Source organism: Ruegeria sp. HKCCD6157 (assembly GCF_013110685.1).
GTDB lineage: Bacteria > Pseudomonadota > Alphaproteobacteria > Rhodobacterales > Rhodobacteraceae > Ruegeria.
Map to the genome: position 1 here is coordinate 66741 of NZ_WVRB01000006.1, position 22222 is coordinate 88962.

Below are 22222 nucleotides of genomic sequence, written 5' to 3' on the forward strand. Positions count from 1 at the left end.
TGGAACTGTCTGACGAGAAGCTGCGTGCTTTGGATTCCGAGAACCGGTGGCTGAAGAAGCAGCTAGGCCGCAAGTTCCGCCCACAGTTCATCAAAAACACCCCTGTATTTGAACCGCACGCTCCGCCGAAATCTAATTTTTGTCATCTAAACTGAAGTCCCGGTCACCCGTGAGAAATGAGACATTGAGAGCATAAGCGTTAGTCGGAGACCGGTGCAGTATTTGCATTCGGCCAGCAAAGAACGCCCGCAATTGATAAGCCACACCGGGCTTAGGTGCCTCAAAACGCGGCTTTCTTGCCATAGATTCCGTTCATTAAACTCAAGTTTAACGCCCATAGCCCTGCACGATTTGCCCAAAAGTCTGCACAGTCAGTATTTGGCGTCGGATTAAATCCCTCCGAATGTCTCTTTGAGTTCTGCGACTTGTTCTGCATCCAACGTTCGGGTTGGCATCCCCCGCAGTGCCACGAGCAACTTGGCCGTTTCTTCCAACTCTTCTGCTGCACAGACCGCTGAGAAAAGATCCTTTCCCGAGACGACGGGTCCGTGGTTGGCCAACAGTACAGCACTGTATTTACCGCTCAGTTCGCGGATCAGGTCACCAGATTTCGGATCACCCGGCTTGACGTATGGAACAAGTTTGACCGTGCCGACGCGCATCACCACGTACGGCGTCAGCGGAGGAATACAATCATCTGGATTGGTGTCTTCCAGACACGACAGGGCGGTGGCCCAGGTCGAGTGCAAATGAACCACCGCGCCCGCTTCTGGTCGAGTCTCATAAAAGGCCTGATGCAGAAAAACCTCTTTGGTCGGCTTGTCGCCAGAGACGTGGTTTCCATCCAAATCAATCTTGGCGATGCGCTCGGGTTTGATATTTCCTAAAGTTGAGTTGGTTGGCGTCATCAGGATACCGTCGTGTAGACGAGCGGAGACATTGCCCGCAGTGCCGACGGAAAATCCACGCTCAAACAGCGAGGCACATAACTCCGACATCTGATGCCGCATTATCAATTCTTCAGATTTCATGTGCCTGCCTCCATCATTCTGAGAGCCTTCGCAAAGAAGTTCGGAGCGCCAAAGTTTCCAGACTTCAACGCCAGCGCGATGGGTTCAGTTTTTCCAACGCTCAGGACCGGCACGCCCGGGTCAATCTCTGGCCCAACCGACATGGCAGGAGAACCCAGTGCCGCAGACACAGCCTTGGCGACAGCGCCCGACGTCTCCCCTCCTGCCACCACCAATCGCTTGTACCCCGTCAGGACAAGTTCTCGCGCGGTGTCTGCAAAGAGATTGTCCAGCTTTTCCGCTACTTCTTCCTGACCAAATTGGTTTTGGATCGCGCGAACATCTTCCGGGTTTCCCGACGAATATGCGAGCGGCGCCTGACCCAAATGCGTTTCAAAGAATTCCAAAAGCGTTTGCGTGGTCACATCCCCGGAAATGACGCCCGGAACATCAATTGCGAAGGTCGGATGGGAACTCGCATGAACATCGATCTGCTCACGGGTAGCGCCTGAGCAAGACCCCGCAAGGATCGCCTCGGGCCCCGTGATACCGGGGAACACACTGCCAGCACTATTGGGTGAAGCCCCTCTCAAGAAGTTTCTTGGTAACCCCAGTGCTATACCCGATCCCCCAGTAATGAGCTTGGCATCCTTTAGAGTTTCGCCCCAGGTCAACAAATCTTCATCCGAAATCGCATCGCCAATCACAAATCGTTCGTCGGCGCTCTTCAAAGCAGCAGCAATCGCCTCGGATCCTTGCTTCACGGCGTCAATGGGCACCAACCCGACCGCTTCTTCGGTCTGACGCTGCAACCATCGCCGGATGTTTGCATCCGTCATCGGAGTAAGAGGGTGATTTTCCATCCCAGACTCGTGCAACAGCTTGCCGTGCACAAAAAGATGTCCCTGATAGACGGTACGCCCCGTGGTGGGAAAGGCCGGACAGAAAACCACCTTTTGCGCACTCAGTTCATTGGCCAACGCTTCCGCAACGGGGCCGATGTTTCCCGCCAACGTGGAATCGAAGGTCGAGCAATACTTGAAAATGAACTGACCGCATCCTTGATCCGCGAGCCAGCGCAGGGCGCGCACGCTATCTGCAATGGCTTCATCGACGGGTGCAGTGCGGCTTTTGAGAGAGATCACACCCGCTTCGATCGCCTCGTCCGCCGGGGTAGTTGGAATGCCTGTAAACTGAGCCGTTCGTAACCCACCTTCCGGCTCAACGCCCTTTGCCAAGGTGTTCGCAATATCACTCGCACCAGTGAAGTCGTCCGCTATGACGCCGATCTTCATAATTTGATGTCCCTCGTCGGCCCTGGATCCAACCTATGGATATGCGGTGCTGCTCCGACGGGATAAACCTCGCGCACAAGTGGATCGTGGCCGGGCACTATGAGTCGAGGATGCGAAGCCAACCTCTCGAGCGTCTCGAAACCATCCATCATGTCCTGCAGGTCGACGACGATGGGAAAAGCTTTGCGCGCCATGAAATTCTCGTAGTAATGCGAGGCATCTGAGGCGAGTACCATCCACCCGCCTGACGTCCTTACCCGAACGCATTGCAACCCGCGCGAATGCCCCCCGATGCAGTGCACCGTGACCCCATCAGCTATCTCGGCTTCTCCGTCGTAGAATATGACGTGGCCTGAATAGAGACGCTTTACGACCTCGCAAATATGGCCCGCCGAGAAAGGCGCACGCAGATGATCGTGGCACATACAGGGGCCCGTGGCGAAGGCCATTTCCGCCGATTGCATATGCAACTTCGCGTTAGGGAACATATGCAGTCCCCCCGCGTGGTCATAATGAAGATGGGTCACGATGACATCGGTCACCGCTTCGGGCGAAATACCTAAGGGCCGCAAAGCCTCGCGAGGGTCCATCGCGATGGGACGACCCCGGGCAGTGGCCTCGCCGCTATCGTAACCAGTATCTACCAGAATGACTTTGTCGCCGCGTTTGAGCACCCAAACGAAATAATCCATCGCGTGAGGCGCGTCGTGATTGTCATCCAAGATGAAGCTATCGCGCCGAGTGCGGGCATTGCGATCTGCATATTTGACGGCGTGGATTTCCCAATCGTTCATCGGATGACCTCGGAATACTGGTGAACAGCTTTGGCTTCTATCATATCAGCCACCGCAGCATCGAAGGACTTGAAATGCGGGCTTTCGAGGTGAACGCCGAACGCGGCAGCGTCCTCATAAACCTCGTAGAGGAACACTGTCTCGGGATCGTCACCGAGGCAAACGTCAAACTGATGGCATCCGGGTTCTTCACGCAAAGAGGTTGAAGCGTTTTCGACCATCAGCGGTAAAAAGGTGTCTCTCGTACCGGGCTTGAGAGTGAAGGTGACAGTAACCGCAAACATCAGACAGAAATTCCTTTTAGGCGTGAGAAAGCGCGCTTTGCGACAGGCAGTTGGCTGAGGATCAAACCAATGTTGAGCAGCAGCAGAATGGTCGCACCGGGTCGTGAAAAGAAGACCGAAAGATCCCCGTCCGACAAGAACAGCGACCGGCGGAAGGTTTCGTCAAACAGGCTTCCCAGAATAACACCAATCACCAACGGGGCGATTGGGTATTTCATCAGGTTCATGAAATAGGCAACGGCACCCACACCAAGCATCAGATAGAGATCATTGATGCCCCCACCAACGCTGAAAGATCCAATTGTTGTCAGAACCATAACGACGGGCAAGAAGATGGTCTGCGGGATGGCGAGTATCTTGATAAATACCCGAGCCGTGAAAAGCCCCATCAGGAACATTGTCAGGGATGCCAGCACAAGTATTGCAACCACGCGCAGAATGATCTCGGGGTCTATCGTCGGGCCTGGGATCACGTTGTTGATTTTGAAAGCGCCCATCAAAGCGGCGGCCGGTGGCGAACCGGGAATGCCCAACACCAAAAGCGGGATCAGAGCACCACCAATACAGGCATTGTTTGCAGTCTCAGAGCACAACAGACCTTCCAAAGAGCCTTTTCCGTATTTGTCGCCCTCGGCAGATACGGTCTTGCCAACACCGTAGCTGACCCAACCGGCGACGTCTTCGCCCACTCCGGGAAGTGCTCCTACCCCGGTTCCGATCACTCCTGACCGGCCAATGGTCGGTAGGTAGCGCCGAATAGAGCGAAGGTTTGGAACAATACGGCCTTTCAGGGCCAGAACTTTCCCGGCCTCAACGTGCCTCAAACCGTCAATGATTTGGGGAATGGCAAAGGCCCCCATCAAAACTGGCACGACCTGAAATCCGCTCATCAGGTAAGACCAGCCGAAAGTATAGCGTGGTTCAGACAACAGAGGGTCAAGCCCCACCATGGACATCGCAAGCCCGATCAGACCAGCGATCCATCCCTTGATCACCAGGTCTTCGCTCATCAAAGTGCCAGAAAGCAGAATGCCGAACAGGGCCAGCAGTGCTTTCTCCGGGCTTGCGATGTTCTTTGAAACCAAAAGCAGCGCCCAGACGAAAATCAAAAGCGTGATGGTCCCGATTACTGTGCCAATGAAACTGGCCGTCGTGGTGAGCCCTAATGCTTCGCCCCCTCGACCCGCTTTGGCCAGAGGATAGCCATCCATGGCCGTCGCCGCGCTGGCTGCTGTGCCCGGTATATTCAATAGAATTGAGGGGTAAGAGCCGCCGTAAATCGCGCCCACATAGGCGCCGAGCAATGCGATGAGTGAATAGTCCAATGGGATCTTGTTGCCAAAAAATCCCGTCAGGATCGTCACTGCCAGAGTTGCCGTAAGTCCGGGCAATGCTCCGAATGCGATGCCCAGGAATACGGATGCAATCAAATACAGATAGGTTAGCGGGTCCACTGCCAGGCCCACGAAAGCGGCCCCAAATCCAGCCAGTTGCGAAAGGATAAAGTCCATCCGATCAATCTTTCCATAGAGGATGAAGCGTCACGTAATAGTGGTATTCGATTTGCTTGAAGATCAGCCCGCCGCGCGCGGGCACGTTCTGCCGGAATACAAAGGCCATCGCGCTTACAAGGATGAGCGGGGCAAGTATCGCCACCACTGGAACGAACCGCAAAACGCGTTCAGTAACCGCTTTGGTCAACACCACAAGTGTAAGCGTGACCCAAACGGCCAATGTAAACCAATCATCACCGTGTTCATTCCAATCCGCCTGAGCAGGAAACACGGCGAACGCAAACAAACCGGCAGCGACAACTGCGACACAGGCCACCAAAGCACGCCGCGCATGACCCCCGTAGTAGCCGTAAGTCAAAGCCGTGATCAGCAACCCAGAGCACAGAATGAAGTCCACTCGGGGAACCAGCCCGACGACATATGCAAGAAGGATCAGGCCTATTGTTGAAGCACGGTAGGCTTCGCACTTATCCCATCCAATCCCCAAGGCACTGAACGCGTTTTGAGCTCCGCCCGAACGGACCGAAATAGCCAGTAAAATGAAGGAAAGAACAAGCAATCCCCCGAAGATGAACAGCGGTACAATTGCAGCTGAGTTGTACCAATCAGATCCACTTACACCTGCGCGGTTTTCACCCCAAAGAGGGATGTCCGACGTCTTCCAAAGGAAAAAGGTGGAAACTGCTATCAGAACAATCGATGCCCAAAAATCGCGCGTCCGCAGGATCAGTGTTTCGTCAGGTTTGTCCATGGCCTGCCTCCTTCAGGTAAGGGCGCGATCGAACGCGCCCTTTCAAAATTGATCGGATTAGGGCTTCTCGATACCCAGCGAGGCCGGATCGACAGTGGCAGCACCAAGGTCCTGCAAGGTATAGGCAAAGGTAGCCTCAAGGTTCGCAAACAATTCTTGAGCTTCTTCGCCGTGCTGACCGCCGACATCGTATTTGTTTGCCGCAGCCCATTCAGCGACGGTGTCGGACGCAATCGCCTGCTCGAACGCATCGCCAAGCGCAGCCTTTACGTCATCTCCGGCTGAACTGTGAACTGCAAACCCGATAGCCTGTTTGAGCGGCAGATACTGGTCGAGCCCGTCATAGATGCCAAAGGCAGATGGGACTGTTGTGCCAGCAATCTGCGCATCTTCGGGCGTCAACATCGCAAGCGGTTTCAATTGGCCACCCTCGATCAATGGAGCCTGTTCAGCCAGTGACGTCACAACCAACGCAACTTCACCCGCTATCGCCGCTTCCTGCCCGGGTGCTGAGCCTTTGTATGGAACAAACTTGAATTCTGCACCGGACCCTTTTTCGATGGCCAGAAGGTTCAAGTGGTGGATCGAACCTGCACCGGAAGCCGCTGCTGGAATAGTACCCGGAGCAGCTTTGGCAGCGTCGACCAGTTCTTCCAGCGTATTGTAAGGGCTGTCCGCCGGAACCGAGATCAGATCAGGTGATCCGCCAACAATGAACGGGTACCAAAAATCAAATTTCTTGTCCCACCCCCCCTGCACAGCGGCCGTGACATTCGATTCTGACAGCCCGACCAATGTATAACCATCGTCTGGTTGGTTCATGACATAGACCATGCCGTTGGAGCCTGCGACCCCACCTGTTTGATTGATCACATTGATCGAGACCGGAAGGTGTTTTTCCATCTCGGCCATGATCATTCGGTTAATCGTGTCCGTGCCGCCACCGGCCCCCCAGACCACAGCTGTGGTGATATCACGATAGGGATAATCCTGCGCGGCAGTTGCCCCTGCGATCCCGGTCGCCATCACGGCTGCGGCCGCTAACCGCCCTAGCTTTAGTTTCATTTCCAAGTCCTCCCAAAACAACTTCGCGTTTATTGTTGCATTTATTTGCGTATACATTAAAGAATGCATTGTCAACGGACTGTAGTGGAAGCTGCTATCGCGCTATGAATGCAAAACGGGAAGGAAGCGGGCCAAAATGAAAAAGACTTACGATATCGCGGTTTTCCACGGGGACGGGATCGGCCCGGAAATTATGGCGCCTACGCTTGAAATTTTGCGCCATCTCTCGCGCGGTAATCCGACCTACGAGTTGGCGTTTACAGACGCACCAGCAGGCGCAGGCCACTACGCCAAAACTGGAGAATCTTTCCCAACAGGATCACTCGAAACTGCACGCAAGGCCGACGCGATTCTGCTGTCAGCAATGGGTTTACCGGATGTTCGATATCCTGACGGAACCGAGATTTCTCCACAGATAGACCTGCGAAAGCAGCTTGGCCTTTTTGCTGGCGTGCGTCCGGTAAAGGTAAGCAGCGGACAAATGACACCCTTGGCGTTGCCTCCCGGAAAAGAGATCGACTTTGTTTTGATTCGTGAAAGCACCGAAGGGTTGTTCTTCACCCAAGGAACGGGCGAAGTCACGGAAGATGAGGCGCGTGAAACCCTGCTGATCACCCGCGAGGTATCCGAAAAGCTATTCCGTTTCGCGTTTGACCTCGCCAACAACCGCAAGGCGTCCGGTCGCGGCCCGGGACGAGTAACCTGTGTCGACAAAGCCAATGTATTCCGCGCCTTTGCATTCTTCAGATCAATCTTTGACGCCGAGGCCGCACGCCATCCCGATTTACAAGCAGACCATGCTTATGTTGATGCGACCGCCCTCTGGATGGTCCAGAAGCCTTGGGAATTCGATGTTTTGGTAACTGAGAATATGTTCGGAGATATCCTCTCTGACCTTGGTGCAGGTCTTATGGGCGGTCTTGGACTGGCTCCTTCAGCAGATATCGGATTGAACCACGCCGTGTTCCAACCCTGCCACGGCTCCGCTCCGGACATTGCGGGACAGGGTGTTGCCAACCCTTTTGCAATGTTCCTGTCCGCGGCAATGATGCTTGAATGGTTGGGTTTGACCCATGATCACCCGGAACTGTCCAGCGACGGCGCTCGATTGCGCGAGGCCGTAGAAAAGGTGGTGGCGAACGGTCAAAACCTGACGCGAGACTTGGGCGGCAAAGCTGGAACTCAGGAAGCAGCCTCAGCGGTATTGGAAGCATTGCCGGCATGAGTACTAAAGAAGCCATTCGGGTCGCGTGTGTAGGTGCGGGATACTTCAGCAAGTTCCACTACGAAAGCTGGTCAAGAATGCCTGGCGCTGTTCCAGTTGCATCCTGCAACCGTGATATCAAAAAAGCGAGGGAAACAGGGCTGGCGGCTTATGATGATCTGTCGAAAATGTTGGAGGCAGAAGAACCAGATCTCGTGGACATCATCCTTCCTCCTGTGGCGCAGGCCGAGGCCATCCGCACGGCACTGCGGTTTGGTATCAAGTGGCTGATCTGCCAAAAGCCATTCTGCTTGTCTCTGGGTGAAGCGGAGGAGGTTGTTTCCGAAGCAGATGAGGTTGGCGCAACTATTGTTGTACACGAGAACTTTCGTTTCCAGCCTTGGTACCGCGCAATCAAAGAAGCGATGGCTGAAGGTCGAATTGGAACGCCTCTTCAAGCGACTTTCCGGCTTCGGCCCGGCGACGGACAGGGACCACGCGCCTATCTTGACCGGCAGCCCTACTTTCAGGACATGCCGCGTTTCCTCGTTCATGAAACAGCGGTTCACTGGGTAGACACGTTCCGGTTTCTGTTCGGGGCGCCCAGCGCGGTTTATGCCGACCTGCGTCGAGTGAACCCCGTTATCGCAGGCGAGGACTCAGGTTACATCTTATTTGATCATCCAAACGGTTTGAAAGCTCTGTTCGACGGGAACAGGTGCCTTGATCACAGTGCCGAAAACCTGCGCCAAACCATGGGCGAAGCGCTTATTGAAGGAACGAAAGGATCGCTGGTTCTTAACGGCGACGGTTCAGTGGAATTCCGCGCTTTTGGAAAACAGAAGCGACAGCAGATTCTACCTCCGAGCGATCACGATGGATTTGGAGGAGACTGCGTCCACGCCTTGCAAAGTCACGTCGTTTCGGGCCTTCTACGGGGCACGCCGCTGGAAAACACGGCCCGAGAATATTTGGATGTGATCCGCATAGAAGAGAAAATCTATCTCTCGGCTGCGGAGGGACGAAAGATCAACCTGGAGACGCCGTGAAGGATCAGGACGCAAAAACTCTTTCCAATACACAACGCGCTGTAAGGGATTTGCGGCGGATGATCCTATCCGGCGAACTTGCTGCCGGAACTGACCATCTGGAGTCGGAACTCGCCGAAACCCTTGGCATGTCCCGCACCCCGATACGAGAAGCTGCGCTGATGTTGGAAAGTAAGGGGTTGCTGGAAATGCGGCCCCGCAAGGGTGTGCGGATACTGCCTGTTTCATCAGACGATATGCGTGAAATTTACGACATACTGACGGAACTCGAGAGCCTCGCAGCACAGCGCGCCGCCGAAGCGGGTTACTCAGAAGATGAATTGGCCGTACTCGCCGGATCAATTGCAAAGATGGACCAAGCCATCGAAGCCGAAGACCTGGAAGCCTGGGCCGAGGCCGATGAGCTGTTTCATCAGGAACTCGTGCGTTTAGGTGGCAACAAACGGGTCGAAGCGATTGTGGCCATGATGAGCGACCAGGTTCGTCGCGCACGCGCAACGACACTGTTTATCAGGCCGCTACCAGTCAAATCCAATGAGGATCATCGTGTTGTTTTCCAAGCGATAAGTGAAGGTCGGCCGGATGTGGCGCGCGAACGCCATCGAGAACACAGGCTCCAAGCCAAGACTATGCTTTGTGGGATACTCGAGAAGCATCGGCTCAACAGCCTTTGAACCACTTGCACGGCTCTTCGAAAGTTCATTAAACCGCTAGGACCACGGGATAATTTGCTGCGCCCGGCTCGTTGCAGCCATTTGGTGAAGTTCACCGAGGGTCTACTCCTCAAGTGCAGAAGACATTTATTCTCGGCCGGAAAACTCCGTACCGGTGTTGTGTTATGATGCCTCCAATTATGGAGGAAAAGTTGTTTCGCTATGTTTTGCCCCTCGCTCTCATTTTGGGGAACCCAATCCTTGCTCAGGATGCAATAAACCCGTCTGGGCTTTCTGGACCTTCTGGTCGCCCTTATTCACCTTACGCTGAGCGTGCGTATCCAACTCAAGTCTATTTTGGAGACACCCACGTTCATACTGGACTGTCCGGGGATGCTGGCGGCGGCGGGACACGCCTGATGCCGCGAGATGCTTATCGGTTTGCGCGTGGCGAAGAGGTAATCTCTAACACGGGTCAACCAGTAAAACTTTCGATACCTCTCGATTTCTTCATGATTACAGACCATTCGGATGCGATGGGAGCAATCACCGACATCATTGGGGGTGCACCCAACATCCTGGCGGATGAGCAAGGCAGATATTTCCACGAGGAATTCAACAAAGGTGGGGAAGCCGCCTTGGCAGCTGCGCTTGAGCTTACCGCGGCATTTGCTCAAGGACAGGTTTCCCCTGCGCTAAACTATCAACCCGGCAATCCCGCTTACGCCCGTGTTTGGGACGACATTATTGATGCCGCGGAGGAGTACAATGACCCCGGCGTGTTCAGCACCTTCATAGCCTATGAATGGACATCTCTGGTTGCAGGGAACAATTTGCACCGAAACGTGATATTTCGCGACGGCCCTGGGCTCACAAGGCAGATACTGCCTTATACAACGACGCCCCCGGTAGGCTCACCAAACCCTCGTGATCTTTGGAAGTGGTTGGAAAACTATGAGCAAACAACCGGCGGGCGTGTGCTTGCTATTCCGCACAATGGAAACTTATCGAACGGCTGGATGTTCCCGCTCGTTGACGATTTCGCAGACGGGGTGCCGTTGGATCCCGCATATGCAGAAGCGCGAAACAAATGGGAAAGGCTATATGAACCAACCCAGATAAAGGGGGACGGTGAGGCCCACCCGCTCCTTTCACCTGATGATGAATTTGCTGACTTCGAAACGTGGGACTTCGGTAACCTTGATGCTTCGGTTCGAAAAGAGGCGGATATGTTGCCCGGCGAATATGCCCGATCCGGGTTGCTTCGCGGCCTGTCGCTTCAAAAAATTCTTGGGGTGAACCCTTTCAAGTTTGGTTTGGGTGGGGCCAGTGACACGCACACAGGTTTGACCGCCCCAGACAACGACAATTTCTTCGGAAAATTTACCGGCTACGAGCCCAGCGAAGAACGGAGCCAACATGTCAGCAAGACGTATGCTGACGGGACTGTTGCGCTGCGGTCGTCGCAATATATTACCGGCGGTCTGACAGCAGTATGGGCCGAGGAGAATTCCCGCACAGCCATCTGGGATGCGATGCATCGGCGTGAAACTTACGCAACAACAGGTCCCCGAATGCGCGTCCGTATGTTCGGTGGATATACTTTTACCGAAGAGGATGCCTTGCGGCGGGACTTGGCGCTTGTGGGATACACCAAAGGTGTGCCGATGGGTGGCGATCTTGGCCCTGGGGAAGGCTCTCCTACTTTTCTGGTATACGCGCTTCGTGATCCGATAGGAGCAAACTTGGATCGAATCCAGATCATAAAGGGTTGGTTAGATGCAGATGGAGAGCAACGGGAAAAAGTCTACGATGTGGCCTGGTCCGGTTCCCGCGAACCAGATGCCGCTGGTAAGCTGCCATCCATAGGCACCACAGTTAACCTTTCAATCCCCTCGTGGACCAACACGATAGGTGCTTCTGAGTTGGGAACCGTGTGGCAGGATCCCGACTTTGATCCGTTAGAAAGCGCGTTTTACTACGCCCGAGTGATTGAAATTCCGACACCCCGCTGGACGGCGTATGATGCCGTTAAGTTTGGAATACAAATGCCAGACAATGTCCCATTGACAGCGCAGGAACGCGCATACACTTCGCCAATTTGGTACGCCCCTGACCGATAGTCCGAGCTTACTGACTGTTCTGCTTTACGCTCTAAGTCCTCATAAACTGCGTCGAATACTTCAAGTATTTCAGCCATTTTTTGAGGTCGCTCGATTGGTCATAGCGCATGGATGCCGAATGGATCGGAGAAACCCTTGATCATGGTTCCACCAAATGTGTCCAACACATTTGCCCCCACCGACAGATCGAAGATTTCTTGATCAATCAATTAAAGGCTTCCGGTTTTCTGCGTCTCTGTCCCAAGGTAAGCGGCAAGGTTTACGGTCGATCCGATACAAGTATACGTCGCCCAACTATCCGTACCGGTATAGCCTGCGACGACTTCGCCAGTCGCTATTCCGATGCTGATTTTCAGGTTACTTTTCCCTTCTGAGCGCCGTGCGTGAACTTACATCTCAATCGTGTTATGCATTTCATACCCTTCCTACACTGAGCTTTGCGCAGAGTTCGGCGGCGGCTGCGGAACTCCAAAAAGAGCCATCAAACCGTCGCCCGGCATCAGACTGACAATTCCGCCATTGCTGGTATGCGAAATCAACACTTACAAACGAAACAACCTCAGGCGTCATAGAACAAACTTGCCATCGCATGGTCCGGCGTAGTCACCTAGGGCATACGGTTGGAGGAAACCTATGGCGCAATGGAAGTTCGTGATTGGGTTTTGTTGCGCGCTGTTTCTTGTCGCTTGCGCTCCAAAATCCCGTACATATGAAAAGACAGCATCGGCTGCGCTGCCGGCGAATTCGGGCACGGCTCTGGGCCAGGCGGCCGATCGCCTAGGGGACCCCAAAGACGGTCGGTCAGGCATCAAGCTGATCAGTGATGGAGAAGAAGCGCTTGTTTCACGGCTGCTGTTGGCGGCTGCTGCCGAGCGAACGATAGACGCGCAATACTACCTTCTGCACAACGACCCAACAGGTCACCTTTTTGCAGCCAGTCTTTTGCAGGCAGCAGATCGGGGTGTTCGTGTCCGATTGTTGCTGGATGACATGGACACGTCCAGCTATGACGCGATGACGGCCGCGTTGGACAATCACAAAAATATTGAGATCAGGCTATTCAATCCATTTTGGCGAGATCAGAGCCTTTTGATTGCAGGTATCACAGATTTCAAACGCATCAATCGAAGAATGCACAACAAGTCCATGACGGCAGACAATGTGTTCACGATTGTGGGTGGAAGGAACATCGGTGCCGAGTACTTTCTGGCCCGGGAAGAAATGAACTACGCTGATCTGGATGTGCTGGCCGCAGGCCCCGTTGTGCGCGAGGTGTCGCGTAGCTTTGACTCTTACTGGAACAGCGAGTTCGCCGTTCCGGCGCGTGCGGTCGTTGGGGAACCCGAAGAATTTGACCTTAGCGATGCGCGAGGCAGGTTGAAGGAACTGGTCGAAGAAGCGAAGCAAACGCAGTACGGCGCCGCCCTCAGAAAGTCAGCACAAAAGAACTTCGCAGATGGAGCCCTGTCACTGGATTGGCTGCCTGCGAAACTATATGCTGATCCGCCTTCAAAAGCGGCGGGTCTGGATAGTTCAGACCCCGTTCTGGCATCTCAATTGCTTCCGTATTTTGAGAATGCCCGCAGTGAGGTGAATATCGTGTCCGCCTATTTTGTGCCGCGCAACAACGGTGTGAAATGGTTGACCGAACTCGAGAAGCGCGGGGTCGACGTAAAGGTCGTAACCAATTCACTTGCATCTAACGACGTCGCACCCGTTTACGCACACTACGCTAAAGAACGCCGAGCACTTTTGCGCGGTGGAGTAGAACTCTACGAACTGCGACCCGACGCTTATCAAGTTCAACGCCGCGGGATTAACTGGGCTCAATCGCGATCAGGCCTACACTCCAAGGCATTTGCGGTTGATGACCGATACTTGTTCGTAGGGTCGTTCAACTGGGACCCCCGGTCTGTCAACATCAACACCGAGATGGGAATTCTGATTGACTCGCCAGCATTGACTGCACAGACGATGGGTGCCCTGGACGACGTGCTGCCCGCATACACATATCATGTCACACTCGAGCAAGCTGGCCAGCTTAAATGGACGACAAGAGATGATGATGGCAACGTCCTTGAATATGAATCCGAGCCGACAGGATCAGCCTGGGATCACATAGTTTCCGGTTTCCTAAGTATTTTGCCAATTGGGTCGCAGCTTTAGGTCTTTTTGACAAATAATCTGATGGCATGTCGCCCTTTTTGGGGGCGCGCTACACCGAAAGGGGGACGCCCAGACGTATTTCTGGCCATCGCCCGGGCGACCTTCAGTAAAACCCAATCTCGCTGACATCCACACGGGCCTCGTGATCGCGCCCATAGGCTACAACTCCAACCGAGGTGATTTCGTCAGCGACGGGAATAGCGCGCAACATGGCACCTGAAGCCTTGAAGGCTGACAAAGGCAAAGAGACTTCGGTCCAGTCTTCTGAAGTTGGAAACTCGGCCTGGTAGTATTGCCAAGGAAGCACGGTGCCACGTGTCCTGAGGTGAACAAAGTATTGCTCGCCGTTACCCCGGACCAACAGCCTTACGCCCGATACGCCCGCATCGGGCCGATCAGGCAACTTGTGTCGGAACTGGATGAAGCCGCCGTTGTTTTTTGTACTGACGGTTCCGATCAGACGCGCGAATGCGACATCACCTTCCGAACGAAACTGCACCTGCCCTGAAGAGACGCCTCCCATGACTGTGTCCGCAACATAGTCCCAAAGCGTCTCCGGAGACTTGGAAAAGTCCTCAGCAAGGTTTTCATCAGCCTGTGCCATTGTAGATCCGAGCATAACAAGCCCCGAAAAAAGCCCAAAGAAGTTGGCACGCATGTTGTTCCGTCTCAATTCAGTATCGCAATGGAAAGATTAAGCGCCGTGGCAAATGCGACCCATGCACAATACGGCAGGAAGGCCAGCGCGGAGACCGGATCCGAGTTCCTCACCCGAGCGATGAACACGAAGATGACAGCCAGCAACGCAACAATGACCACAAAGGCAACCCACGGCATTTGCAGTACGAAAAAGGTTGGTGACCACAAAAAGTTCAGCCCCATCTGCGCCCACCACAACTTCATGGCGGCCGAGCTCCGGTCTGCTTCGAACTGGCGCCAACCCGCCATCGCGATCAATACATAAAGCGCCGTCCAAACCGGGCCAAAAATCCAATTTGGTGGATTGAAAGCAGGTTTAGAAAGTTGCGCATACCAATCACCGGGTGCGGTTAGTATCCCGATCAGGATGCCGCCTCCGAGCATGAGCGCAAGAAATGCTATGCGGATCAACCAGTTCGACATTGCCGGGCAGCTCTCAGCAATCCTTGGTCATCACGTTGACGAACGCTTCGGAAGAGAAGGTCGCAGTATTGGTCTCATCCGAGGCAGTATATGACACCATGGCGCCCTCGATCTCCGACCCAGAAACAGTGATTTCGCGTTGCCCAATGGTGTCATCTACATCGATGGTAAAAGCGAGTTGTTCCCCTGCCGCGAGGGAGGCGATCTCAAGTTCAATTGTATTTTGCCCGTCCACGACCGACGGAAGCTGACGCAGTGCGTCAGCACCTTCAACGAATTCGAGAGGTTGAAAAACCTCCACGCCAGCGCCTTTTTCGGTAACGTCGAAAATCAAGCTTCCGGCAGATTGCGACAAGTCAATTTTGACGGTCGAGGCTACGACGTCGCACGTTCCGACATTTGTCAGAACAAAACGATCCTTTGGTGCGCCCTCTACGAAGCGAATTTGAACACCAGCTTGAAGCGAAGTGGCTGCGAAAAACCCAAGGGTCGCAGCGATAATGCTGGGTGGAAGCATTCTTTTCTCCTTGTTAAGAGGTACTTGATAAATACGCCTCGGCGGGTGTCTTGGATCAGATTAATGCCTTTTGCCTATCGTGGTTCAGCCAATAATTGCTTTCGAAGTTACGGCTACAATCGCGCCTCGGAGATCAAGTGCGGCCTCGATGAAATGCAGGTGGCCAATAACTTCGACTGCCACGGGTGGATCGTCGGAATCGCTCCCAAAGTCCCTGATGAGAAGCGCCGCACGCAATTCACCGGGAACATTGGCGTGCAACACTGACGCGCAGTGCATTGTTCCGACCTCGCCTGACTTTGTTAAAACACTGACGTCACCCGCTGCATGGCTTCCAGATTTTCCTCGGTTGAAAAAATATAGGCATCCTGTCTTTGCCCCTAGAACCCCAGAAAAGGAGATTTGCGACCCGAGGTAACGCCTCGGGCCCGTGGAAAGCAGAAAACAACTCGGCATCTTGTCCTCCGGCTGTACTCGGCAATCCGGGTTCCGGGGCTGCATCGTCAAGTTCTGGACCTGAGACGTCCTGCGCGCATACAGCCGTGCCCGATAATACAAACGCAGTGGCAGGTGCGGGTCATGTGATCGCTTGAACCAATTTCCCAATCTGTTTCAGCAATCAGGTGTTTCTCCTTATTTGGTCCTTGGCGCTGCGGGTTTTCGAGCGGTTACGAGTTGGAATTTAAGAATCACACGCAAGCAAGTTTGGTCGAACTTGCCGCTATACGGTCGCCAACAACGCATCGGAAAGCTCGCATTCTGACAGGGCACCCGGTGCACCTATTGCAACAAGCCTTGTTTCGCGTTTTCGGTGGCCCCATACCCCATCCCTTGCGATGTCCATACGTTTTCCAACGACCTGAACGAGAATGCGATGATCCGGGTCCTCCTCGCTAAAAACAAAACCCTTGAGGCGATAGACATCGCCTGGAAGCTTCCGAATTGCGTTCCGGAGAGAAGATAGGCTTATTGGGCGTTCAGCTTTCATCATGGTTGTTGAGAAACTGTCCGAGTGATCAGAGTGGTCACAACCACAATCTGGTCCATGTTCGTGATGATCGGGTATCGCTGTTTCGAGCTGTTCGGCGGCAAAGCGACCAACGGAAAGAAGTATGTCCAGTGGGACGTCGGCATTGACAGCTTCGACCAGGCGATATCGACGGAAGCGAGACCCAAGCCAATCGTGCACCTTCTGAACAGCTGCCCTGTCGACGAGATCGACCTTGTTCAAAATAACCATGTCCGAGAACGCGATTTGACGGAGCTTCAGTTCCATTTGTTCCGGCGCAGCAAATAGCTGTTCCGCATCGACAAGACACATTAGGCTGTCCAAGCGGATCATGTCCCGAAACTTCTGATCGGTAAATGTCATCGCGATTGACGACGGGTCCGACACTCCACTTGCCTCAAGGACGATGTATTCCGGCTTCTCAGGCCGGGCAAGTACGGCTTCCACCGTTTCGATCAGGTCATCTCGTATCGAGCAGCAAACGCAACCATTCGCCAGGCTCATCACATCATCTTCGAGGCCGACTACAAGATCGGCATCGACATTGATGGATCCAAAGTCATTTACCAGAACCGCAACCCGCAACCCGTGATTGCCTGTCAGGATGCGGTTCAAAAGTGTTGTCTTACCGGCTCCTAGAAAGCCGGTAAGGATCGTCACGGGGATCGCAGAAGTCGAACCAAATTCAATCATCGTTCGATCTCCTCTCAGTCTTCATCACGCGTGCCGATTACATCCGAAACTTTGATGGTAAAGTCCTGCGGCCAGTCCCCGCCGGGTGCTCGGAAAACGTCAGTTGGGTAGTACTCGCGTGGATCAATCTCCATATCTCTGTACTTCTGATCTTGCTGATCTGCTCGGGTGAGCCTCGGGTTCGGTAGTGTGATTTCATCCGGAAGCTCAATACGTCCGGCCTCAGCTGCCGCAGCCAGTTCGCGGAATGGCGGAACGGTACCGGATTTTCCGGGCAGTGCAGCTTTCCTGTACCAGATTGCATCCTTGGTCACGTTTACAACGGCTACATCGAGACCCCATTGGAACAGACCGTCGTAATGGGCGCGAATACCAGCCAGCATTTCTGCATCGATGTCTTCGTCCTGGGTATAGTGTGTCACCATTCCCAAACGCGGCCTTGTGTCAGCAAAGAGCTTACCCACGGCATAGTGGGAGGTGTGATGGGTATCGATAGTGTAGTTAAAGAGATCTTGTGGGATACCATATTTGTAGGTCATCAGCTGACCAATATCCTGTCCCGACATTTCGGTTACAAAGACATCAACACCTTCGCCGTATTTCCGTGAAAGCTCATCCGGGCGACCATCGCCGGTCCATACAAAGCTCAGCCCGTTCCAATCGAGCCGATAGCCAACCGCACCGTCCTTGGCATGGCTTCGTGGCCAGGACCGAACAGTCACGCCATCTTCGTCATAAACGATGCCGCCTTCCTGACGGAAATCGAATTCGTTGACTTCGATCTCGTAGCCGTCCCCAATCGGGAACACATCAAAGGCCTCCAGATGCCATTTGAGCATCTGTTGCATGCCTTTGACCATTCCGGCTGTACCAAGCTCGGGTGTCCGACCAGAGGGACCGTGAATGCGCAATGGCGTGTAGCCACCCGACCAGGCACGGAACGGGTAAATATACGGAATGTCGGCATAGTGGTCGACATGCAGGTGAGAGATGAAGATGTCGTTGATCAGTTGCCCAGGTACTTGCATGGCAATGATGTTGCGAACACAACCGGATCCAAAATCGAAGAAGAACCGCTTTCCATTCCCCAACTCCACCATGATACAAGTACCCGCCTGATCTTCGCGCGGTGGATACGGTGTTGAACCACAGAATGAGATGCGCATCTCATCTGGCCCCAACTCCTCACTCAGTGGAAAATAGTTCGCGTTTGAACCGGTCATGTACTTCGTCGGGCGGAAGTACTCTGGCAATGATATGCCGCCTGCGGGTCGACCGCCATATGGGTTCTTGAGTGTTTCTCCCAGGGGGCCGTCTCCTTCGTGGGCCTCGGCACTTCCTGCCGCAAACCCAGCCGCCCCTGTCGCGGCCGCTCCAGTGGCCAAACCCTTTAGAACACTCCGCCGCGATGGGTCTTCTATTTGCTCTGTTGGTTGCCCCTGTTTGTTGCCCAGGTCTTTCCCAGTGTCTTCCTTAGTCATGGACCAGTCCTCAGTTAGAAGTGTTGCGAAGGCTTCGCTTCACCATCCGGCGAAGCTCGTTGATCAGCTCAGATTTGATGTGGGTCCATTCCGCGCGCTCTGGGGCTGGTATCGATGTGTCATCCAACAGTGCCGATACTTTCTTCAGGTCTTCGATTGCCTCGCTGAGCAACGCATCCGCTTGGTTATACCCTGAAAGCGCATCGGAAAGCTCTGCAAGCTCGTCACTCAGTTCCCAAGTCACTGGATTATCCATGGTTCCCACTATCTATTCTCAGATCAAGATGAGTGCGGTTGACGATGCAGGCCAAGTGAGTCACCGTGAGTTGGGGGTGAGTTTGCTTTGAACCAAGCTAATGAATTGCCGATAGATCAAGATATTGCACCGCCATCGCCGGAGCTTGTCCGACAGGCACTTCAGAGCGTTGTTTCAAGCGTCGCGTTCCAGGCTTCGCCGCGACTCCAGCAATTTATTACTTACGTGGTCGAAGAAACTCTCGCTGGTCGCGGCGCCCAAATCCGAGGCAAGGCAATCGCAGTCGAAGTTTACGGTCGAAGTATTGATGGCACCGGTGGCCGAAATCTCGTTCGCGTTGAAGCCAGACGGCTGCGTCGACTGCTTAATGAGTTTTACGAAGATCAATGGAACGGCAAAGGGGTTCGCATTTTTGTTGATCCGGGTGGATACAAGCCACGGTTTTCGCAAAAAAATATGACAGCAGACGACACTTCAGAGGTACCGAGTAGCGATGTGCCTGCCGAACATCCGCGTTTGCGAAAGTTGCTGCCGCTTGGACTGGGTTGTCTTGTTTTGATTGCTGGACTTAGCTTTTGGCTGGCTCAACATAGCAATGTGGTTCTGCCCCCAACCCAATCCCTAGGACAGGCTGAAAGAGCAGCCCTTGGTGAGCAGTCCTTGACGAGACTTCAGGCGGCTAACCTTGCGGATCAAGCCAGAGGCATGTTTTTTCCTGTTTTCGATATCAAACGACAGCAAATAGCATTGGGAATGTTCCAGCATGCCACGGAGCTGGACCCGGCACTTTCCGATGGCTACGCCGGATCGGCACAAGTTCTGGCGACTTTGGCTATTTTGTCCCCGGACACAGCGCAAAGAGATGACCTCATCAGCAAGGCTTCGGAGATGTCGGGAAGGGCGCTTGATCTGTCTCCGACAGATGCCTGGGCAAACGGTGCAAATGGTTGGGTATTGGCTGCCCAAAATAATCCAGTCGAGGCAAAAAAATATGCAAGAATGTCCGTCGAACTTGCTCCGAATGATGGTCATATCCTGGATCTTGTCGGCATCACAGCCATCCTGGCTAACGCACCGGAACTTGCTGCCGAGGTTAGCAATCCCGAAAGACTAAGGTCAGGGTCGGGCCGCTTTGGCGCACGTAATATTTGGGGTGTATCGCAGCTCATGCTCGGGAATTACGAAAAGGTTGTCGAAGCATTTCAAGGCGCGCCCGCTGCCGGTGCGCCCGTAAGTGCTCCGTCGCTCCTATTCCAGGCCGTTGCGCAGGATCAGCTGGGACATTCGCAAGAAGCACAACGACTGGTCACTGAAATGCGCAAAACGTGGCCTGAGTTTCCATCGGAGTTTCTCGCCGGCAGGATCTTCCACAATGATGACGCAACGCGGCAAGCCATACTTGATACTCTGGCTAGATACTGATCAAACACGTCGTATCGCAGCCGATGCAAAGTGTTCTAGGGTCAAACCTTGATGTCACATCCAGAGGTACAAAGCGACGTTGAACTCGAATGATTGGTCTTTGTCCGAAGACTTTACAGCGTTGAAAGCCATTGAAGATTGCAAGAATTGACGAATCCGGACGACTTTGCACAGCCCGCTTTCTGCGCATCGGAGACATTTGCGAAAGTCCAAGCAAGAAAAGTTGCATAGAACCCAAGGTTCCTAAGGAGGACCTTTGCGGGATTCAGCAACACAAGGGGCCGTAACCGCAAAGACTACGCCAAAAGACTGAACTATTTTGCACGATTTACTTGCGACAATGCGCGGCTCGAGAAACGCGTTCAATTGATTGTAGCCACTGCACGTCTCCCTCAACTAAAACCGGGCGCCTCTCAAACAAGGATGCATCCTGATAGGATAAATTCCAACTTGATCATATGGCAGCAGTTCATTTTCAGGCTTGTGATAGGCCCTCGCCTTAAGAATAGAGATCTCCGTAGTTGCTGGGTGAGCGCGTCCAAGCCGGCGCGCTCACTTTGCTTGGCATAGCCTGTCGCTATGGGGTTAAGAGCGATGTATCACTCTGCAGCGACTGCTTCCTCTTCCAGTGCCGGATAATCGGTATACCCTTTTTCATTGCCGCCGTAGAGAGTGGTTGGATCGAGCTCATTCAGTGCGGCGTCTTTCTCCAGCCGGTTGACAAGATCCGGGTTGGAAATAAACGGCCGACCAAAGGCCACCAGGTCGACGGCGCCGGTCTCAACTGCTTCAATCGCCATGTCTCGGTCATAAGCGTTGTTGCCCATTTTCACTCCGTCAAACAATTCATAGAGCGCTTTTAGGTCACCACCTTCAGGAATATCGCGCGGGCCGCCGGTCTGCCCTTCTACGAGATGGAGATAGGCCAACCCATAGCTATTCAACAATTTGATCGCATGCGAGAACGTCGCCTGTGGGTCGCTGTCGAAAATGTTGTTAGCGTCCGAGAACGGGCTGAGGCGGACACCGACGCGGTCGGCACCCCACACGTCGACAACAGCGTCCATGACTTCTTTCAAGAATCGCGCTCTATTCTCAACAGGACCACCGTATTCGTCTTGACGCTTGTTCGACCCGTCGCGCAGGAACTGATCGATAAGGTATCCGTTGGCTGCATGGACCTCTACACCGTCGAAACCAGCCTCTTTGGCGTTTTCCGCGGCCCTCCGGTAGTCCGCAACGATGTCAGCAATTTCTTCGATGGCCAGAGCCCGCGGTTCAGAAGTTTCAACAAACTGCTCACCATCAAACGTCTTGGCCTTAGCGCCAATTGCGGATGGCGCAACAGGGGCTTCACCACCCTCCTGCAAGCTGTAGTGCGAAATCCGTCCGACATGCCAAAGCTGGATCACGATCTTCCCGTCTTTGGCATGGACTGCCTCAGTCACTTTTTTCCAGCCGTCGATTTGCGATTTGGAATAAATGCCGGGCGTCCAGGCATAGCCTTTGCCTTGGGGCGAGATTTGCGATGCTTCCGTGATGATCAGACCAGCAGCTGCCCTCTGCGCGTAGTACTCGGCCTGCAATTCATGGACACTGTCATCCTCAGCTCTTGCCCGGTTACGGGTAAGTGGCGCCATGACAATGCGGTTCTTCAGCTCGATTGCACCAGCTTTGATGCCCGAGAACAGTTTTTCATCAGCCATTGCTGCTTCCTTCTTTGGTAAACTTCGTTCAGATATTATTGGACCAACTAGTCCAATATTGTGCTCACTGTCTCTTGTTTGAGTTTGTGTTAGGTTTCATTTCGTAAT

21 protein-coding genes and 1 pseudogene are annotated in these 22222 nt (G+C 53.7%); 7 read left to right on the forward strand and 15 right to left on the reverse strand.

All coding sequences use genetic code 11. The features are described from left to right. Positions 1 to 389 precede the first annotated feature (389 nt). The 7 genes from otnC to GS612_RS16735 are packed head-to-tail and all read right to left on the reverse strand — an operon-like array spanning position 390 to position 6713. On the reverse strand, positions 390 to 1031 hold the full coding sequence (gene otnC, locus GS612_RS16705) for a 3-oxo-tetronate 4-phosphate decarboxylase (protein WP_171641867.1): 642 nt from the start codon (positions 1029 to 1031) through the stop codon (positions 390 to 392). After that, positions 1028 to 2305, reverse strand: coding sequence for a 3-oxo-tetronate kinase (otnK, locus tag GS612_RS16710; RefSeq protein WP_171641869.1), 1278 nt, complete (start codon positions 2303 to 2305; stop codon positions 1028 to 1030). The genes otnC and otnK overlap by 4 nt, the downstream gene beginning before the upstream one ends. Then, the gene (locus GS612_RS16715; protein ID WP_171230323.1) at positions 2302 to 3099 is read right to left on the reverse strand and encodes an N-acyl homoserine lactonase family protein; all 798 of its coding nucleotides are present in this window, start codon (positions 3097 to 3099) and stop codon (positions 2302 to 2304) included. The genes otnK and GS612_RS16715 overlap by 4 nt, the downstream gene beginning before the upstream one ends. After that, positions 3096 to 3383, reverse strand: a complete 288-nt coding sequence (locus GS612_RS16720; RefSeq protein ID WP_152456632.1) for a putative quinol monooxygenase — start codon at positions 3381 to 3383, stop codon at positions 3096 to 3098. The genes GS612_RS16715 and GS612_RS16720 overlap by 4 nt, the downstream gene beginning before the upstream one ends. Then, positions 3383 to 4894 (reverse strand): tripartite tricarboxylate transporter permease, encoded by a 1512-nt coding sequence (locus tag GS612_RS16725; RefSeq protein WP_171641871.1) that lies wholly within the window; start codon positions 4892 to 4894, stop codon positions 3383 to 3385. Before GS612_RS16725 ends, GS612_RS16720 begins: the two co-directional genes overlap by 1 nt. 4 nt (positions 4895 to 4898) lie before the next feature. Further along, positions 4899 to 5648, reverse strand: a complete 750-nt coding sequence (locus GS612_RS16730) for a hypothetical protein (RefSeq protein ID WP_171641873.1) — start codon at positions 5646 to 5648, stop codon at positions 4899 to 4901. A 57-nt stretch (positions 5649 to 5705) separates the two neighbouring features. Further along, complete coding sequence (locus GS612_RS16735) at positions 5706 to 6713, reverse strand: tripartite tricarboxylate transporter substrate binding protein (RefSeq protein ID WP_171364195.1); 1008 nt, start codon at positions 6711 to 6713, stop codon at positions 5706 to 5708. Between the two features lie 136 nt (positions 6714 to 6849). Between GS612_RS16735 and GS612_RS16740 the strand changes: the two genes are divergently transcribed. The 4 genes from GS612_RS16740 (at position 6850) to GS612_RS16755 (ending at position 11742) form a co-directional block, all read left to right on the forward strand. Next, positions 6850 to 7938 (forward strand): isocitrate/isopropylmalate dehydrogenase family protein, encoded by a 1089-nt coding sequence (locus tag GS612_RS16740; RefSeq protein ID WP_171617634.1) that lies wholly within the window; start codon positions 6850 to 6852, stop codon positions 7936 to 7938. Next, positions 7935 to 8966 (forward strand): Gfo/Idh/MocA family protein, encoded by a 1032-nt coding sequence (locus tag GS612_RS16745; protein WP_171641876.1) that lies wholly within the window; start codon positions 7935 to 7937, stop codon positions 8964 to 8966. Before GS612_RS16740 ends, GS612_RS16745 begins: the two co-directional genes overlap by 4 nt. Then, positions 8963 to 9640, forward strand: coding sequence for an FCD domain-containing protein (locus GS612_RS20730; RefSeq protein ID WP_171641878.1), 678 nt, complete (start codon positions 8963 to 8965; stop codon positions 9638 to 9640). Before GS612_RS16745 ends, GS612_RS20730 begins: the two co-directional genes overlap by 4 nt. A 113-nt stretch (positions 9641 to 9753) precedes the next feature. Continuing rightward, positions 9754 to 11742 (forward strand): DUF3604 domain-containing protein, encoded by a 1989-nt coding sequence (locus tag GS612_RS16755; RefSeq protein WP_371809360.1) that lies wholly within the window; start codon positions 9754 to 9756, stop codon positions 11740 to 11742. A 209-nt stretch (positions 11743 to 11951) separates the two neighbouring features. Here GS612_RS16755 and GS612_RS20735 read toward each other — a convergent pair. Continuing rightward, positions 11952 to 12104, reverse strand: a pseudogene (locus tag GS612_RS20735) (adenylate/guanylate cyclase domain-containing protein); the annotation flags it as partial. 493 nt (positions 12105 to 12597) lie between these two features. On the opposite strand from GS612_RS20735, the gene GS612_RS16765 reads away from it, so the two are divergent. Next, a complete protein-coding gene (locus GS612_RS16765; protein ID WP_253286206.1) occupies positions 12598 to 13908 on the forward strand; it encodes a phospholipase D family protein in 1311 nt (436 codons plus the stop codon). A 103-nt stretch (positions 13909 to 14011) separates the two neighbouring features. On the opposite strand, the gene GS612_RS16770 is transcribed toward GS612_RS16765, so the two are convergent. From GS612_RS16770 to GS612_RS16780, 3 genes are read right to left on the reverse strand one after another with little or no spacing between them, the layout of a single operon-like run. Continuing rightward, the gene (locus GS612_RS16770; protein ID WP_253286207.1) at positions 14012 to 14527 is read right to left on the reverse strand and encodes a CIA30 family protein; all 516 of its coding nucleotides are present in this window, start codon (positions 14525 to 14527) and stop codon (positions 14012 to 14014) included. A gap of 50 nt (positions 14528 to 14577) precedes the next feature. Next, complete coding sequence (locus tag GS612_RS16775) at positions 14578 to 15030, reverse strand: TspO/MBR family protein (RefSeq protein WP_171171727.1); 453 nt, start codon at positions 15028 to 15030, stop codon at positions 14578 to 14580. A gap of 13 nt (positions 15031 to 15043) precedes the next feature. Continuing rightward, positions 15044 to 15547 carry an aggregation factor core gene (locus GS612_RS16780; protein ID WP_152456622.1) on the reverse strand — a complete coding sequence of 168 codons (504 nt, stop codon included), beginning with the start codon at positions 15545 to 15547 and terminating at the stop codon, positions 15044 to 15046. Positions 15548 to 15610: 63 nt separating this feature from the next. Between GS612_RS16780 and GS612_RS16785 the strand changes: the two genes are divergently transcribed. Continuing rightward, positions 15611 to 15814 (forward strand): hypothetical protein, encoded by a 204-nt coding sequence (locus GS612_RS16785; protein ID WP_171171731.1) that lies wholly within the window; start codon positions 15611 to 15613, stop codon positions 15812 to 15814. A 454-nt stretch (positions 15815 to 16268) separates the two neighbouring features. Here the strand turns inward: GS612_RS16785 and GS612_RS16790 are convergent, their stop codons facing one another. From GS612_RS16790 to GS612_RS16800, 3 genes are read right to left on the reverse strand one after another with little or no spacing between them, the layout of a single operon-like run. Further along, positions 16269 to 17249, reverse strand: a complete 981-nt coding sequence (locus GS612_RS16790) for a GTP-binding protein (protein WP_171641884.1) — start codon at positions 17247 to 17249, stop codon at positions 16269 to 16271. Positions 17250 to 17263: 14 nt separating this feature from the next. After that, complete coding sequence (gene gntH / locus GS612_RS16795) at positions 17264 to 18730, reverse strand: guanitoxin biosynthesis MBL fold metallo-hydrolase GntH (RefSeq protein WP_216603628.1); 1467 nt, start codon at positions 18728 to 18730, stop codon at positions 17264 to 17266. A 10-nt stretch (positions 18731 to 18740) separates the two neighbouring features. Beyond that, a complete protein-coding gene (locus tag GS612_RS16800) occupies positions 18741 to 18974 on the reverse strand; it encodes a hypothetical protein (protein ID WP_171641886.1) in 234 nt (77 codons plus the stop codon). A 99-nt stretch (positions 18975 to 19073) separates the two neighbouring features. On the opposite strand from GS612_RS16800, the gene GS612_RS16805 reads away from it, so the two are divergent. Further along, on the forward strand, positions 19074 to 20408 hold the full coding sequence (locus GS612_RS16805) for a hypothetical protein (RefSeq protein WP_171641888.1): 1335 nt from the start codon (positions 19074 to 19076) through the stop codon (positions 20406 to 20408). A gap of 599 nt (positions 20409 to 21007) precedes the next feature. Here the strand turns inward: GS612_RS16805 and GS612_RS16810 are convergent. After that, positions 21008 to 22114: an alkene reductase gene (locus GS612_RS16810; protein WP_171641890.1), complete on the reverse strand. Its 1107-nt coding sequence runs from the start codon at positions 22112 to 22114 to the stop codon at positions 21008 to 21010. Positions 22115 to 22222: the final 108 nt, after the last annotated feature.